The organism is Candidatus Thiodiazotropha sp. AKAK3, assembly GCF_058244645.1.
Window position 1 is genome coordinate 1 of record NZ_JBSYOQ010000066.1, and the last position, 15,378, is coordinate 15,378.

Genomic DNA, 15,378 nt, shown 5'->3' on the forward strand with positions numbered 1-15,378 from the left:
CCTACCTGACTGTATAGGTGGGGTCATTCCCCTGACCGTATAGGCGTAGGGTGGGGCCATGCCCCACCAATTAAGCTAAACGATCACTCATCAGTTAGTGGTGTGGCACGATCCCATACTGACAATCAAGGCTAGTATCTAACCCAAATTTACGAAAGACTGTAGTACAGAAAAACTGTTATTTCATGCGGGATACCAGATCATTCACAGACACGCTATCCATGCAGCTCAACAGATCTGAAAGTAACACTTTTTCATGCTCATCCACTCTGGTCTGCAAGCAGGATTTCAGCTCAATCTTATAGGCCTCTAAAAGCTCAACCACCTGATCCTGAGTAAAGCTTTTTGGTAGAGGCTGTTTGACCTCTTCGGAATTATCCAGAGTCATAACCTCTGCAGATCGACGGATCATACAGCTCTTACCGCTCTCCTCTTCTGATGCAGTCATGGGCCCGGTCTTGCTATACCGCTTACCCTGATAGATGAAACTTTGACCAATCTTAAGATGGGGAAAGCGCATTAGAACCTCTTATCTATTACCCGGAGCTTAGAGTGATTTATGATTAAACCAACAACTACAGAATTATTTCAGAAAATGAAAAGGAATTCCCTACCAGCTACAGCATAAGACGCTGCAATACTGTCGCAAGAAATCCTTGCGGTGGAAATGACTCTGTATCAACCACAAGCGTATGTAGCCGCTCCTTCTCAGTCAGTGGCTCAATACTCCTTTGCTGCAATGATAAAACATCGAGATCAGCCTCAGAAGCATCCACCCCCAACTGCTTTCTTGATAGTATCCGTTTTTCCAAAACTTCCTGCCGAACCTTACATTCGAGTATCAACACAGGTACTTGCAGGCTTTCTGCCATCTGAATAAAGATCTCTCTCTGCCACTGCTTAAGACACGCAGCGTCGATGGTCACTGAGAACCCTGACTGTAAAAGGCGACGCGCCATTGCGCATAAATGAGCATAGGTGATCTGTGTTGCCTGGCCAGAGTACCGAGTATGATTTCCATCCGCATTACTCTTTTCAGCATCAGGAAAAAGACGCTTTCGTTCGACATCTGAGCGAAGACGAATTGCCATCAACTGTTCTGAGAGTTGCTCACTTACTGTACTTTTTCCTGATCCGGAGAGTCCATAGGTTATAACTAATGAGGCTGGTGGATGTCGGATCAACGACTCAGCCAGAGAGAGGTAACTGAGATACTCTTCTACATATTTTGGTTGTTGCTGATGGGGCAGATCCGATTGGGTAATGCGTATTGCAGAAACCTTGGCTCTCACCATAGCGCGATAGAGCAGATAAAACCTCAGTAGAGGCAATCCGGCATAGTCCCCGCTCTCTTCCAGATAACGATTCAATAGTTGATCGGCAGATGAGCTCAGCCCACGATGCTGAAGATCCATCAACAAAAAGGCGATATCACTGAGGATATCTATCCAGCGTAGAGCTGGATTGAATTCAATACCATCAAATGGCGTTATCCTGTTTTCAAAAAAGGTAATATTGGTCAGATGGAGATCACCGTGACATTCTCGAACTTTTCCCTCCTGATAACGCTCTTGCATTAATCCATCCAACTCATTGGCTTGATGTTCCGTCCATGTTTGTAAATTATTGAGACGCTCACTCTCTAAAAGCGGATGTTTTAGCTCACGGATAATTTGAAAATTTTCCATCACGGGAAGCATCACCCACGCCGCTGTTCCTTGAGAAGGATCTAAAGAGACGGCGGCATTTTTATGAAATTCAGCGATCAGTTTTGCCAGCTCATCAATCGTCTCTCGCCCTAACGGCCGCCGATCAAACAGGTCCTGTTGTTTGAAACGGCTCATCTTTACCGCATATTCCAAAGGCTGACCAGCACCCCCAATCTCTGGCTGATCAATAGTTCCACCGATAACCACAACCCCTTTGTAGAGATCGGGAGCCAAACGCCTGTTGAGTCTCAACTCTTCAAGACAAAACTGATGTCTTTTCTCTAATGTGGAAAAATCGAGAAACCCCAGGTTCAAAGGCTTTTTGATCTTGTAGACAAAGTCACCTACCAGTAATAGATGAGATATGTGAGTCTCTATATGTTCTGTTTGATCCACGCTGTGACCAAAGCACTCAGGATGGTCTAGCAGGTGATGTACAAGCTGATTCTGAACATCATGATCTGAACTTTTGCCGGCCATGATTTAGGCAACCCTTGACTAAATATTAGGTAGTGCTAATATTGCACCCACTTTTTGATCGTATGCAGCTGGTTACGATCGTCCACACCGTTTTCTGAGATTCGCAGGCAATGGTATTAGACAGATCATTACTGACAGTTTAGAGGCAATTTCATGAATATTGACCGCATTGTTCTAGCCTTCGCAGGCTTTGCAATTCTGTTGAGCGTGACGCTCGCACACTACCATCATCCATACTGGCTCTACTTCACTGCCTTCGTCGGGCTAAACCTGTTACAATCAGCGTTCACAGGCTTCTGCCCACTGGCTATGATTTTAAAGAAGATTGGCAGTAAAAGTGGTTCCGCTTTCTGAGTAAACGAACCCAACAGAATCATTCGTCTGAATGGTTGGCAAGGCGCATGGATGCGCCGGTTTAAACCCTCTCCTCAATATCACTTTCATCAACCTCTATTGGCTCTGCCTGAAGGTCATGAGCTGTAGCAGCAGTGATGCGTACTTTTATAAAATCCCCCGCTTCCAACTCCCATCCACCCGGTATAAACACCTGACCGTCAATCTCCGGTGCATCTGCACTGCTCCGGGCAATGACCTGCTTTTGATTCACCTCATCAACCAGTACCACCATCTCTTTGCCGACTTTCGACTGCAGGCGCTGCCTGCTGATCTCTGCCTGCACCTGCATGAAGCGCGCCTGCCGCTCTTCTCTTATTTCTACAGGAAGTGCGCCGGGTAGCTGATTTGCTGCTGCTCCTTCGACTGGTGAATAGGCAAAACAACCCACACGATCGAGCTGGGCCTCTTGTAAAAAAGCCAACAAATCCTCAAATTCAGATTCACTCTCTCCAGGAAAACCGACAATGAACGTACTGCGTAGCGTCAGTTCGGGGCAGCTCCTCCGCCAGCGGGCGATTCTGGCCAACACTTTCTCCGTCGCCGCTGGTCGCTTCATATCCTTCAGCACTCGGATATTGCCATGCTGCAGCGGCATATCAAGATAGGGCAGGATATCTCCCTCAGCCATCAGAGGTAACAGATCATCCACATGAGGATAGGGGTAGACATAGTGCAACCGCACCCAGGCCTGCAACTCACCCAGGGCTGTGGCCAGATCCTTCAGTCTGGAGCTGACCGGTCGTCCCTGCCAGAAATCGGGACGATACTTCAAGTCTACGCCGTAGGCACTGGTATCTTGAGAAACCACCAACAGCTCACGTACCCCTGACTCAACCAATCGCTCAGCTTCCAGCATCACCTCGCCAAAAGGCCGACTGACCAGCGGACCACGCAAATCAGGGATAATGCAGAAACTGCAACTGTGGTTACACCCTTCTGAGATCTTCAGATAGGCATAGTGCCTGGGCGTTAACTTAACTCCCTGGGGAGGAACCAGGCTGGTGAATGGGTCGTGTGGCGCGGGCAGATGCTGGTGCACCGCCTCCATTACCTCCTCATAAGCGTGAGGGCCGGTTACCGCCAGAACATTTGGATGGGCTGCTCTTATACGGCCCTCATCCTTTCCCAGGCAACCCGTGACAATGACTTTGCCATTTTCCTGAAGTGCTTCACCAATGGCTTCCAGGGACTCTTCCACTGCGGAGTCGATGAATCCACAGGTATTTACAACAACCAGATCCGCCTCATCGTAATTGCCGATCAGTTGGTAGCCCTCAGCACGTAATCGACTGAGTATTCTTTCGGAATCCACCAGGTTTTTTGGGCACCCCAAAGAGACAAAACCTATATTCTTACCACTGCTTGGCATATCTACTATCTTCCGGGATACCTGGTTAAATTATGCAGCTCAAAGCCGCACATGGGAATGGGTATGGCATGGAGTCTGACCCCTACAGACTGAGGCTATGTTAACAAGGGAAGCACTACACTAGTAGTTAAGTCGAAACAGCTCACGCCGATAACGGGCCACCTGCGGATCTTCAGAGTCCATTCGATCCAATACAGCACTCATCGATTTACGGGCAACGCCATTCCGATAAGTAGCATGTTGCTGAACCATTTTCAGGAGCAGATCCAGAGCACTCTGAATATCATCATCCAGAAGATGTACCGCAGCCAGTTGGTAGAGCAGTTCAGGATTCTCCGGCTCCTGCTGCTGACGCTGTACCAATTCATTTGGTTCTTCTACATCCTGCGCAGTGACTATGAGGTCAGCATGCGCTAACAGATGGCGTATCTCTACTGCTTCCTGAGCTGTTTCTGGCAGACTGGTCAGCAGCTCTTTGGCCTCATGATAGCGTTCCTGACGCATCAGAATATTGGCCATCAATGCGGGTAGAGCAAGATTTTGTGGGTTTTCCACAACCCCCCGTGCAAGGATCTGTAGCGCCTGGTCAGGATCTCCTGATTGCCAGGCGGCAATCCCCTGACGACTCACCTCATCAAGCTTTTTATGCACATAGGTTTCAACGATATTCGGGTAGTCTGCCTCAGGCTGTATGCCGTGATATTCCCCAACCAGATTGCCGTGGCGAAACAGCTTGAAGGATGGCAGGCTTTTTACCCCGAAACGTTCTGCCAGCTGCTTTTGTTCATCCGTATTAACCGTGACTAGAAGAAACCGGCCATCGTAGGTTTTGACCAGATCGCTGAGGATCTCCTGCTGTCTGAGCGAGGGCCCTACCCAAGGGGCCCAAAAATCCACCACAACCAGACCTCGTTTGGAGTTTTCCAACACAAGTCGGTCAAAATTCTCCGTGGTACCTTCGAGGATATGGGCTGATTGCGTCATGAATTAAGTAAACTCATCAGGGAGTTACTGGCATGATCACGTCCCATCTCAACAATAATTGTCTCTGACAGCTCCAGATCACCAGTTGCCAAGTGTGGCATCAACTGCTCTGCAATCTGTTGAACTATCAACATACCTGCCCGGTTAGGATCACTCTCTGGCAAGTCTACAATGCTCTTCTGCAATGTCTGTAAATAGTCACTGAAGGTGTTGGTCTGTCCTTCAGACCCGAGCGCCTGAAATTCAGAGGTAAAATCGACATGTAGCTCTCGGCCTGGTTGCTCAGGATCATCCAGCACACCAATTTTCAAAGGACCCTCGATCTGCATTTTTCTCTCCACAGGGGTAGTAACCAATTGCTACATAGTAATCTGTTCGCAATCCGGTTCAAACCAAACACACTAAAATAGAGGGGATAAAGTCGTTACTTTGCAGCCAAAATCGAGCTACACAGAGGGGATATGGAGACTACACGCAATACCATTGTGCTCTCCCAACGTTGGTGGGAAGCTATTCTGAATGGCATAGCCTCAAATGGTGAAAAGAGATCCAGTCACGCAGTCGAATAGAGTGAAACTCAAGCAAGAGCTGTACTGCGCGCCAGCTCAACCCCCGGACATAGAACGTACCAGCTCATGAGCGTGTGGTTCAGAAGCTGGTTTAAGGCGCTCAGCCGCCCGAGATATGGATGTCTCGCCTGTCGATTTCGCATGATGCTTTAAAAGTATCATTGCGTCGAGCATGGACACCTCCTCGACATCATAGAGGGGCAAGACATTATTTTTAAATATTTCTTTATTATTCATAGCGATAAATACCTTTGTTAATCCTCCTGATTAAGTTAATGTTAGCCCTTTAAAAAAATATTGCAAATCCGCTATGATGCGAACAGTTTTTACCTCAATTTTAAGTAGCTCAGAATGACAGAATTAAAAAAAGAGATCGTATTGATCGGTATCGGTGAGATTGGCGGCGTTTTAGCCAAGGGCTTTCTACGTCTGGGCTACACTCTCCATCCCATCACCAGGGAGATGGAGATCGAACAACGGGCAGCTCAACTTCCAAAGCCGACGCTTGTGGTAGTCGCGGTAGGTGAGAAGGATCTACCCTCAGTGCTGGAGAAACTTCCCACTCCCTGGAAACAGCGCACATGCCTTTTGCAAAATGAACTGCTCCCTGAGGAGTGGGCCGGGATTGCGGATCCCACCGTGATCTCGATCTGGTTCGAGAAAAAGCCGGGAATGGATCCCAAAGTGATCATCCCCTCTCCTGTTTTCGGTCCCCACGCAGATTTGCTCTCAAAGGCACTTGCAGCGGTGAATATTCCAACAACCCGGTTAGAGGAGAAGGATCAACTGCTATTCCAGCTGGTAGTTAAAAACCTCTATATACTCACAACCAATATTGCAGGGTTAAAAACCGGTGGAACGGTCAGTGAGTTGTGGCAAAGTCACAAACCATTCGCAGAATCAGTAGCCAGGGAGGTAATATTGCTACAAGAGGCCATGACCAGCAGATCATTCGACAGCGAGGCACTCATACAAGCAATGCTCGCCGCTTTTGATGGAGACCCTGAGCATAAGTGCATGGGCAGGAGTGCTCCGGTACGCCTACAGAGAGCCCTAAAACATGCAGATAGACTCAAATTGGAACTCCCTCAACTGCGACAACTCGAACAGATGCAGCCGGCAAATTAGTTTATGACAGCAACCAACCCCGAGATCGCCCTGGGCTGTGGTGTAAAAATGCACTTTTCCCTGACCCTGAGTGATGGCACAGAAGTGCTATCCACGTACCAGGACTCCCCGCTGGAGTTCGTAATGGGGGACGGCACAATGGAGCCCTTATTGGAATACGCCCTGATTGGCCTCCATAGCGGAGATGAACAGTCTCTAGAGGTCTCCGGAGATGAAGTATATGGCGCAAAAGACGAAGCAAATATCCACTGGATCGAGCGCAGTGTGTTTCCTGCAGACCTATCCCTTGAGGAGTCGCAAATTATCGCTTTCACCACAGAGCAGGGTGAAGAGACACCCGGAATAATCCAACAGATCGATGGAGAGCGGGTTCTGGTAGACTTTAACCATCCACTCAGTGGCAGGAGTTTCCAGTATAAAGTCTCTATTCTCAGTGTAGAATCAGCTGAATAATATCATGCAACAAATTTTACTCGCCAACCCCCGTGGCTTCTGTGCCGGCGTAGATCGGGCCATAGAGATCGTAGAGAGGGCACTGGATCAACTGGGTGCGCCCATCTATGTGCGACACGAAGTCGTACACAACCGCTTCGTGGTAGAGAGCCTGCGAGAGCGGGGAGCGATCTTTGTCGATGAACTCGACCATGTTCCAGACGAACAGACGGTCATCTTCAGCGCCCATGGCGTTTCCCAGCAAGTCAGAGAGGAAGCGAAAAAAAGAAAACTGAGAGTCTTCGATGCGACCTGCCCACTGGTAACCAAGGTGCATCTGGAGGTAGCCCGCCGCTGTCGTGATGGCTATGAAGTCATCTTGATCGGCCACCGAGGTCACCCGGAAGTGGAGGGAACCATGGGGCAATGCACGCACAATGATGACCATTCTCATATTCACTTAGTGGTAAATGCCCAGGACGTGAAGCAGCTGGAGATCGAAAATACCGACAAAATCGCATTTGTCACCCAGACCACACTCTCCATGGATGACACCCAGCAGATCATTCACGCCCTGCAACAGCGTTTCCCCAACATTACCGGGCCAAAAAAGAATGATATCTGCTACGCCACCCAGAACCGGCAGGATGCGGTAAAAGAGCTGGCAAAGAGCTGCGACCTGGTGTTGGTGGTCGGCTCACCCAACAGCTCCAACTCAAATCGCCTCAGAGAGATCGCCGAAAAACATGGCCCACCCGCCTATCTGATAGACGGTGCTCATGATATCGATCAAGCCTGGCTCAAGGACAAAAAGACCGTCGGTGTCACCGCCGGCGCTTCAGCTCCCGAGATTTTGGTCGAAAGTGTCATAGAGCAATTAAAAAAATGGGGTGCTGAAACTGTCATTGAGACCCAGGGGAAGCCTGAAGAGGTGGTTTTTGCTTTACCAAAATCACTGCTTAATTAGAGATATCTTCATTCAGCATCAAAGCAGACAAGATTGCTGTTTGGTCAGGAGTGTCGCTAAACGCGTGACTGGGTCAAATCTACCCAGAGAGGTTAATTCGTCTACCACTTCTCCACAGACACTCTTATAGTTACTGAATTGCGTTCCTAAAGGCCCTATTAAGGGTCAATTTTAGATGTATGGACGCCCTACACCGATAAACGGTATTTCAGTGCCAAGCTGCATACCCTAAGCTATTGGTTAGTATATGTGAGGTTTATATATGAAAGGAATAAAAGGCTTTACACTCATCGAATTGCTCATGACGATATCTATCGGAGCAATTCTTGTGGGCATTGCAGTCCCAACCTTTATCGATTTAACCCAACGCAATACCATTTCAACAACAAGTAATGAAATGTTGGGTGCCATATTGCTAGCTCGAAGCGAAGCAGTTCGCCAGAACGGCACAACAACTTTCACTCCTCTAGCAAATGGATGGCGAGTAGATGCTGGCGCCCTTAATCTCGTAAATCATGTTTCTGACAACGCTAGCCTCTCCATCAATGGCATTATCCTAAATTACAATGCCACAGGCAGAGCTTCCCTAGACAATACAGATTCCATTGAAATCAGTTACGGCGGTACTGTCAAAAGCCGGATATGTCTGAGCTTGACTGGACGCCCTTTTATCAGATTGGCAGAGGATGGACCATGCCCATGACAGACAAATATAAATCTATGTCAAAAAACCGTTGCCAAGGCATGACTTTAGTAGAAGTACTTGTCGCTGCAGTAGTCATCGGTATCGGGCTTCTAGGTGTTGCTTCACTGCAATTAACAGCACTACAAGGTGCAAGCAATGCAGACTATCGATCCCGGGCAAGTGACCTCACCGCTTCCCTTGCAGATCGTATGCGAGCCAATCTCCAGGGTGTAGTCGATGGTGACTATATCTCTGCTGACGTTGCAGACTGTGACACACCTCCAGCAGCGATTTGCGCGATGATTCCGGGTGCTGCAAATGATGGAGATACCGACCAATGCACCACTCAACAAATGGCAACTTTCGACCTATGGGAAACACGCTGCAGAAATGGAGTACAAAATAGCTTGCCCGGAGGACAAATGGTCGTTACCTGTATCGATTCCCTACCTCTCGATGGCATAGACTGTTCTCCCTTATCTTCATTCACTGTTGCCATAACCTGGGAGATTAAAAGCGATGCAGTTACTCCCGAAACCATGTCAGTGGTTACAGATATACTTCCAGGAGCACCTTAATCATGAGACAAGCTATAGGAACTCAAGCAGGTTTCTCCCTTATCTCCCTACTAATCGCAAGCGCGATTGGCATCTTCATCATGGGCGGTGCTGGTAAGGTCTATATAGACAGTAAAAACACATTCAACGCTCGCTCTTCAGTTTCTGCCGCAACTGAGAACTACCGTTTTGCCATTCAGGATTTACGTAGAACGATAGTCATGGCCGGCAGGAGTATCATTCCAGAAAACGATGATACTACAGCCTATTCTCAACCTGACACAGATGCACTACGCACTTTCCCTGCAGTAGGGAGTGGCGGCATTGAAGACGAAAATAACGGCTCTAGTGTCGTTGCCATTAGATACGCCTCAGGCCCGGCACCTTGCGGTTTGGATGTAGTCCTGGATGGAACCACCAATCCTGTAACAGCGCGCTTTTTTGTTGATGTAGATGGCAACCTCATTTGTGAGGGTACTCTTGGTAGTCAAACCATATCCCAACCACTGGTTTCAGGTATTGCAAGGATGCGCGCTCTTTATGGAGTCGACACCGATGGTGACGGCATTGCCAATCAATATCTATCTGCAACTGTGGTTGATACCAACAGTCGCTGGGTAAATGTTGTCGCAATCCGCATCGGTATAGTCACCGGTTCAGGAGATGGCCAGGAAATGCCAGTGATGTACCGTCCCAGCGTTATAGAGCCTCTTGACATCATGGGCATGGAATACACTCCAACAGATTCAACTCAAGCTTTTAAGTCAGCGAATGTCACAATTCAATTGAGGAATCTGCACCAATCCATGAACCGTCAAGCCACAAATTTTGGAGGGTGATCAAAATGCCCAAGTTAAACTCCCTGACGAATGGCCACAAAAACTTTACAAAACAAAATGGAGCTGCATTGGTCGTTAGCATGATATTGCTCGCAATTATTACCCTTCTCAGTGTCAGCTCCATGCGTAACACCAATCTAGAAACCAAGATCTCTGTCAACCATCAATTGAAGGAGATGAGTTTTCAAGCCGCCGAAAATGCGCTTTCTAAAGTAACCGGCCCCGAGCTGGATGCGCTAGATTTAAGAATTCCGGCCACCATCAATGACATGCTCACAACAACTGATTTTTTCCGTTCTGAGGAAACAGCTGAACACCCTGCATATCATGCTGATGTCGACATGACCTATCAAGCTGTAATCGATCCTGAGCAAGGTTTAGGTAATATTCTCTTCTCTGGCTTTCAGCTTGACACTGTCACTCACCTTTATTTGGCAGATTCTCGTGGATTTGTAGATGGCAGCGGCACCGGAACTCATAACCGGATGCAAGTCGCGCTGATCAGGCAATAAGGAGCACCGCATGAACACCCCTAAAAATACATCATTCACCTCGCGTCTATTGCCTGCCTTGGGTGGTGCGTTGATCTACGCGCTTTTGTCACCGGTATCACTTGCCGACGATATAGAGATCTACTTACAGGAGCCACCAGACCCTGTTCCACCAAATGTACTCTTCGTACTTGACGAATCCGGCAGTATGTCAAGCGGTTGGCCGGATAGTCGAAGAGATATGCTGGTAGAGGCGATGCACGACATCATCAATGACACAGAGCTGGGTAATACCAATGCCGCTTTGCTAGGCTACACGACAAATACGGGCAATGATGGACCGCTTGACTTACGCGCACTCTCTGGCGACTTTAAACTGTTTGACGGCAACAGAGCCAGCTTTAACGCCCAAACCGACACCATACGCACAACAAGCTATACCCCAACCGTAAAAGCACTCGAAGCAGCAGTGAACTGGTTCCGTCGTGACGTCACCTTCACAGACACCTATGGTAATACCATGACCTCTCCGATCAGTGGAGACCCAGAAGACAATTGGTGTCGAACCAACCATATCGTTCTGCTATCAGATGGCGCTCCCAACTCCAACTCAACCACATCAGGACAAGCTTACGGTTTATCCTCATACCAGGGCACAAACTGCGCAAGTGATTCCACTTCAAGATGGCAAAATGGTCGATGCGCCCGGGAAATAGCCCAGTGGGCCTTTACGACAGACCTGGAAACTGGCGCTGGCTGGGAAGAGACCCAAAACATCACAACCCATACCATCGGTTTTGACACTACCGACACTACCGCTACATTCCTTGAAAGCATCGTAGGGCCATTTGCTGGTGGCGGTGATTTCTACCCAGTATCCAGCTCTGGAGCAGGTGGTGCCGTGGCAGGGTTACGTGACGCATTTACTTCAATTCTCAATGACGCGCAGCAAACAATACCTTACGCTTACACTGCACCGGTAATCCCTTTCAACCCGGATAACGCTGCAATCAGTGGCGACCGAATTTATGTTCCGCTGTTTGTACCATCAGCAACCACTTTTTGGAAAGGCAACCTTAAAGCTTATACCATTACAGTAAGTGATGGAGATATAGTACTTCTTGACTCGCTGGGCAACTCGGTCGTCAACGGTGCTTATGAATTCGTCAGTTCCCAAGATCATTGGGGCAGCGGTACTGATGGGGCGGAAACCCTTGTAGGTGGCGCAGCCAACATGATGGGGGCAACAGGTATCAGAAACCTCTATACCAACATTAATACAACTGTGCCACTTTCTGATTCATCCAATCAAGTTAGCAGACTGAACACTGCCATCACTAACGCAATGATGAATGTTGCAACTGATCCCGAGAGGATCGCACTTCTTGATTGGATTACATGGGATCCAAACTGGACGCCAGCCGATCCAGACGAAGAGACCCACGTCGGCGTAATGGGTGCCCCGCTGCACACTCAACCAGCAGTAGTCAATTATGCGTCTGGAGATGTAGTGTTATTGCCTACCAGTGAAGGTGTCCTTGAAGCTATTGATGCAGAAACTGGAGCTGAGTTATGGGCCTTTATGCCTGCAGATCTATTGGGCAATATTGAGGCCATTAAAACTAACAGTGCTTCTACCATTCCATATTATGGATTGGATGGCCCATTGACTGTCTATGAAACGGGTGGTAGTAAAATGGCCATCTTTGGCATGCGTCGTGGTGGTCAAAAATACTATCTTCTTGACGTCTCCAACAGAGACAATCCCGTATTCGTCAGAGAAATATCTGATTCTGACAGCGACTTTTCACAATTGGGACAGACCTGGTCAAAACCTCTATTTGTTAAAATGAACATCGGGGGAGCAGCAACCGAAGTATTAGTATTCGGTGGCGGATACGATACCGACCAGGATACTGCCACAAGCCGGTCTAATGATGATGAAGGTAACGTAATCTACATCGTCAGGGCATCTGATGGCACTCTGTTACGTACCGTCTCTGACTCAGGTGACATCTCTGTCCCCCATATGACCAACAGTATACCGAGCGACATTATGACCATTGATATTAATGGTGATGCTCTGGTAGATAGGCTCTATGCCTCAGATGTGGGTGGACGTGTAATTAGAGTTGATGTTGACGATATGACTGGTGGTGTGATTGCCGATGTGACAGCAGGCAGTGACTTTAGACGTTTCTTTAATTCACCACAGGTCGGATATTACTCGAAAGGTGGCGTTCAGTTCCTCGGTATCCTAATTGGCTCAGGCAACCGTACTGACCCGTTGGATAACTCTATTACTGACCGCTTTTACATGATTAAAGATAGAGCCGTCTGGCATGCACCATCTGGTAGTTATACCACTATTACTGAGTCAGAAATGCTCAATGCCACCAGTGGAGCACTCGATGATAGTAGCGTATTGGATATTACCAATGGTGGTTGGTACTTCGATTTCGCAGCCACAGAAAAGTCTTATTCAAAAGCCATTCTATATGACTATGCTATTATTTTTACCACTTTCAGTGCAGATAGAGCAGAAGACTTGGGGGATTGCGAGGCCAGAGGCGCTACAGGTACAGCAAGAGTGTATGCTGTAAACCTGGTCAATGCAGGTGCCTCATTCAATTGGAGCGGAGGCAGTGAAGATAATCTGACAGTCAGTGATCGCTCTGACACACTGAACATGCTCGGCATCCCACCATCACCTATGCTTGTTTTCCCAGGCGGTCTGGATGACGACGGCAATCAGGTGATAGGTAAAAAGGTACATCTACTTGTCGGTATTGAAAAGAAACGTGAATGGAGTGACCGCTTCAGACCTATCTATTGGGAAGAGGTGATTGATGATGAGTAACCTTAGAAGAAAGCCTAATGGCTTCAGCTTACTGGAGATCATGATTGCAGTCACCATTGTAGGCATTCTTGCGGCATTGGCCTATCCTTCCTACGTGGATTCAGTTCGAAAAGGACGCCGACATGATGGCATGAGTGCGCTCTTGGATGCTGCGCAGAAGCTGGAGGTGTATAGGTCACAAAGAGCTACCTATACAGTTACTCCAGCTGAAGCGAACGTTTTGACAGACAGCGCAGAAGGCTACTATGGTGGCCTCACCATAGTAGCTGGAGATTGTGGAAACATTGCTAACTGTTATACTCTGGAAATCTCACCCACTGCCTTGAATGGACAGAATCTGGATACTGTAACTGCTTACCGTTTACAGTCCAGTGGCTTAAAGCAGCGAAATGAAGGGGGTTGGACTACAGGATGGAAGTGATTGGGTAGATTACTTATCACGAGCCGTCGCTTTGAAACAAAGGAACTACTGAATAGCCTGGACAAACAGAGTTTGAAATAGACAGCTTAGATTCAAAGCACTCACAAGTACACTGCTATCTGCATAGCACTATGTGGCCCTGACTAGTCAAACCATACCTCAGGCACATTACACCCATAGAGGATCCACTACCAAAAATAGTGGATCCTTTTTTATTTGAATCCTCCACCTCGATATTCTAAGGCGAGAATAAGCTCCAACAATGTAAACTACCCATTTAGATGAGTATGTTATTCTATAAATATTGCCTGACATGCAATGTCAGCTTTTTTGGGGTCAATTCTAATTTAGCTTTACAAGGAACCATATGACAGACTGCCTTATCGTCGGAGGTGGAATCATCGGCATGCTCACCGCCAGGGATCTGTATACCGCTGGAATGCAGGTCACCCTCCTCGAGCAGACTCAGACAGGCCAGGAATCCTCCTGGGCAGGTGGCGGTATCATCTCACCCTTGTATCCCTGGCGATATGCACCTTCAGTTTCCGATCTTGCAACATGGAGCCAGAGGGTTTATCCCAGTCTCGCTAAAGAGCTCACTGAGCAATCTGGAGTTGACCCGGAATACACACCCAGCGGCCTGTTGATTGTTGAACCTGAAGATAGCGAAAAAGCCGTTCAATGGTCTGAAGCGCGTGGAGAAAATCTGCAGCTTATCGAAAACAAAGAGATCGCAGCCTGTGAACCAGCATTGCAGACCAATGCGCAACATGCCGCCTGGATGCCCGATGTTGCACAAATTCGCAATCCCCGGCTCACAAAATCCTTACATGGTGCAATTTGTGATGACATCACAATTCATCAGAACACAAAAGTAACTGACCTGGTCATCCAAAATAGTCGAATCAAAGGGGTCGAAACAGAAAGTGGCCAATTCGAAGCTGACAAGGTAGTGATTTGTGCCGGTGCATGGACAGGACAGCTACTTCAATCACTACCGATACCACCAGCCATTGATCCAGTATTGGGACAGATGATCATCTTCAAACACCAACCTGGCAGAATTTCACGAGTAACCCTGCACCAGGATCGATACGTCATACCCCGGCGTGACGGCAGAGTGCTGATAGGCAGCACCCTGGAATTTCGAGGTTTTGAGAAGACCACAACAGCGCAGGCAAAACAGGAACTGAAAGCCTACGCCCTCAACCACTATCCGGAACTTGCCGAATCAGAAATCGAGCACCACTGGGCCGGCCTTCGCCCCGGATCACCCAGCGGTGTCCCCTACATCGGCCCAGTACCCGATATTGAAGGCCTCTATGTCAATGCAGGACATTTCCGCAATGGCGTCGTACTTGGACCAGCCTCCTGCCGTCTCACCGCCGACCTGGTTCTGGATCGCCAACCAATACTCAACCCACAGCCTTACAGCCTGACTGCAGAGAGATAATCAACATATATCAATGGGTTATTTACCGAGGCAGCCTA

The 15,378-nt window shown here is 48.2% G+C and carries 16 protein-coding genes; 11 read left to right on the forward strand and 5 right to left on the reverse strand.

Going from position 1 to position 15,378, the window contains the following annotated elements:
* Positions 1–178: 178 nt before the first annotated feature.
* Together AC4IE7_RS16920 and AC4IE7_RS16925 are read right to left on the reverse strand one after the other, a co-directional pair.
* Positions 179–520, reverse strand: coding sequence for a hypothetical protein (locus AC4IE7_RS16920; protein ID WP_490778040.1), 342 nt, complete (start codon positions 518–520; stop codon positions 179–181).
* Between the two features lie 97 nt (positions 521–617).
* Positions 618–2,189 carry a bifunctional aminoglycoside phosphotransferase/ATP-binding protein gene (locus tag AC4IE7_RS16925; protein ID WP_490778041.1) on the reverse strand — a complete coding sequence of 524 codons (1,572 nt, stop codon included), beginning with the start codon at positions 2,187–2,189 and terminating at the stop codon, positions 618–620.
* A gap of 153 nt (positions 2,190–2,342) precedes the next feature.
* Here AC4IE7_RS16925 and AC4IE7_RS16930 point away from each other — a divergent pair, with 153 nt between their 5' ends.
* On the forward strand, positions 2,343–2,543 hold the full coding sequence (locus tag AC4IE7_RS16930; protein ID WP_490778042.1) for a YgaP family membrane protein: 201 nt from the start codon (positions 2,343–2,345) through the stop codon (positions 2,541–2,543).
* A 61-nt stretch (positions 2,544–2,604) separates the two neighbouring features.
* On the opposite strand, the gene rimO is transcribed toward AC4IE7_RS16930, so the two are convergent.
* The 3 genes from rimO to AC4IE7_RS16945 all read right to left on the reverse strand — a co-directional run bounded on the left by rimO (position 2,605) and on the right by AC4IE7_RS16945 (position 5,267).
* On the reverse strand, positions 2,605–3,954 hold the full coding sequence (gene rimO, locus AC4IE7_RS16935; RefSeq protein ID WP_490778043.1) for a 30S ribosomal protein S12 methylthiotransferase RimO: 1,350 nt from the start codon (positions 3,952–3,954) through the stop codon (positions 2,605–2,607).
* A 120-nt stretch (positions 3,955–4,074) separates the two neighbouring features.
* Entirely contained in the window at positions 4,075–4,938 is an 864-nt protein-coding gene (locus tag AC4IE7_RS16940) for a tetratricopeptide repeat protein (RefSeq protein WP_490778044.1), read from the reverse strand.
* Positions 4,935–5,267: a transcriptional regulator gene (locus AC4IE7_RS16945; RefSeq protein ID WP_490778045.1), complete on the reverse strand. Its 333-nt coding sequence runs from the start codon at positions 5,265–5,267 to the stop codon at positions 4,935–4,937. The genes AC4IE7_RS16940 and AC4IE7_RS16945 overlap by 4 nt, the downstream gene beginning before the upstream one ends.
* Positions 5,268–5,858: 591 nt before the next feature.
* Between AC4IE7_RS16945 and AC4IE7_RS16950 the strand changes: the two genes are divergently transcribed.
* The 10 genes from AC4IE7_RS16950 (at position 5,859) to thiO (ending at position 15,340) form a co-directional block, all read left to right on the forward strand.
* Positions 5,859–6,635, forward strand: coding sequence for a hypothetical protein (locus AC4IE7_RS16950; protein WP_490778046.1), 777 nt, complete (start codon positions 5,859–5,861; stop codon positions 6,633–6,635).
* A 3-nt stretch (positions 6,636–6,638) separates the two neighbouring features.
* Positions 6,639–7,088, forward strand: a complete 450-nt coding sequence (locus AC4IE7_RS16955; RefSeq protein ID WP_490778047.1) for an FKBP-type peptidyl-prolyl cis-trans isomerase — start codon at positions 6,639–6,641, stop codon at positions 7,086–7,088.
* 4 nt (positions 7,089–7,092) lie between these two features.
* Positions 7,093–8,034: a 4-hydroxy-3-methylbut-2-enyl diphosphate reductase gene (gene ispH / locus AC4IE7_RS16960; RefSeq protein WP_490778048.1), complete on the forward strand. Its 942-nt coding sequence runs from the start codon at positions 7,093–7,095 to the stop codon at positions 8,032–8,034.
* Positions 8,035–8,296: 262 nt separating this feature from the next.
* The gene (locus tag AC4IE7_RS16965) at positions 8,297–8,737 is read left to right on the forward strand and encodes a GspH/FimT family pseudopilin (RefSeq protein WP_490778049.1); all 441 of its coding nucleotides are present in this window, start codon (positions 8,297–8,299) and stop codon (positions 8,735–8,737) included.
* Complete coding sequence (pilV, locus tag AC4IE7_RS16970) at positions 8,728–9,297, forward strand: type IV pilus modification protein PilV (protein WP_490778050.1); 570 nt, start codon at positions 8,728–8,730, stop codon at positions 9,295–9,297. The genes AC4IE7_RS16965 and pilV overlap by 10 nt, the downstream gene beginning before the upstream one ends.
* Positions 9,298–9,299: 2 nt before the next feature.
* The gene (locus AC4IE7_RS16975) at positions 9,300–10,115 is read left to right on the forward strand and encodes a PilW family protein (protein WP_490778051.1); all 816 of its coding nucleotides are present in this window, start codon (positions 9,300–9,302) and stop codon (positions 10,113–10,115) included.
* A gap of 5 nt (positions 10,116–10,120) precedes the next feature.
* A complete protein-coding gene (locus AC4IE7_RS16980; RefSeq protein WP_490778052.1) occupies positions 10,121–10,627 on the forward strand; it encodes a pilus assembly PilX family protein in 507 nt (168 codons plus the stop codon).
* 10 nt (positions 10,628–10,637) lie between these two features.
* Complete coding sequence (locus AC4IE7_RS16985; RefSeq protein WP_490778053.1) at positions 10,638–13,466, forward strand: pilus assembly protein; 2,829 nt, start codon at positions 10,638–10,640, stop codon at positions 13,464–13,466.
* On the forward strand, positions 13,456–13,887 hold the full coding sequence (locus AC4IE7_RS16990; protein WP_490778054.1) for a type IV pilin protein: 432 nt from the start codon (positions 13,456–13,458) through the stop codon (positions 13,885–13,887). The genes AC4IE7_RS16985 and AC4IE7_RS16990 overlap by 11 nt, the downstream gene beginning before the upstream one ends.
* Before the next feature lie 367 nt (positions 13,888–14,254).
* Entirely contained in the window at positions 14,255–15,340 is a 1,086-nt protein-coding gene (gene thiO, locus AC4IE7_RS16995; RefSeq protein ID WP_490778055.1) for a glycine oxidase ThiO, read from the forward strand.
* The last annotated feature ends 38 nt before the right edge of the window (positions 15,341–15,378 follow it).